The sequence below is a fragment of the Paenibacillus campinasensis genome, from assembly GCF_002272015.1.
Taxonomy (GTDB): Bacteria; Bacillota; Bacilli; order Paenibacillales; family Paenibacillaceae; genus Paenibacillus_AQ; species Paenibacillus_AQ campinasensis.
In genome coordinates this window covers 1-1,023 of record NZ_NPBY01000100.1, presented here as the reverse complement: position 1 = coordinate 1,023, position 1,023 = coordinate 1, and the positions used below count along the sequence as shown (strand labels likewise).

The following is a 1,023-nucleotide window of genomic DNA, read 5'->3' as shown; positions in this document are numbered from 1 at the left end:
GGGTTTCTGCCTTGAGCCGGGGAGAGACGCTGCATACAAAAAAAGGATGCCTCGCAAGGGCCATGATAGGCCCTCTGAGTCATCCCTTTATTAGCTCAATGATGCACGACGCGTATTTAAGTCAACGCAATGAGTTCGCAAACCTCCGTTTCAATAACCTTACATATTTGAAATTAGCATATTTTCAAATGCCTCATCTGGATTATTGGAGTTACTTATATGTAACCATTCTTTAAAATCCCCCTCATAAGTAATCATTCCTTTATTAAGTATGATTAGGTGGCAGTCTAGATACATTAAATCTTGAAGCTGATGTGTAGATATAATACAAGTCTTACCCTCTTGTATAAGCTTTCCAATTAATTGATAAATTTTTTTTCTCGACGCGGGGTCTACTCCACTTGTTGGCTCATCGAAGATATATATTGAACGGTCAATCATAATTAGAAGATGGGTGAAAAACCATCTTCTTTCCCCGATAGACATTTTCCCAATTCTTAATTCCCACAAATGTTCAAACAAATCTTTTTCACGTTGCGACATTTTTTCTGTATAGTAACCCGTTTCTTTCACTATTGCTTTATTATCTATTCGCTTAACAAAATTTGCAAAGTCTTTTCCTTTAATAACAGGTGAAAAGAAGAGACTTTGGGTCACATATAGTATATCTTCTACATCAGGTATATTGATCTCTCCAGATTGCGGTTTCAGAACATTTGTTATACAGTCAAACATCGTTGTTTTGCCTGAACCATTTACTCCAACAATTGCATTCAACTTGTTTGGATGTAATGAGAAGGATACATCCTTTAATACAAAATCTTTTCCTCTTGGATATTTATATTTAAGATTTTTTATATTCATCAATAATCCTCACTTTTATCTTTGTAGCATAGATAGTAAATTTATTTTTCTCATGGCTATGTACCCTATAGAACCAAAAAATAATAACGGAACAAACAACGGAACATATAGAAATTCATGATGGAACATTCCAACCAAGGAACCCATATTTAATGATAT

Annotated in this window: 1 protein-coding gene; it reads right to left on the bottom strand. The window is 34.4% G+C overall.

The genetic code is table 11. The features are described 5' to 3' along the window. Window positions 1-159: 159 nt before the first annotated feature. A complete protein-coding gene (locus CHH67_RS24345) occupies window positions 160-864 on the bottom strand; it encodes an AAA family ATPase (RefSeq protein ID WP_095267956.1) in 705 nt (234 codons plus the stop codon). Window positions 865-1,023: the final 159 nt, after the last annotated feature.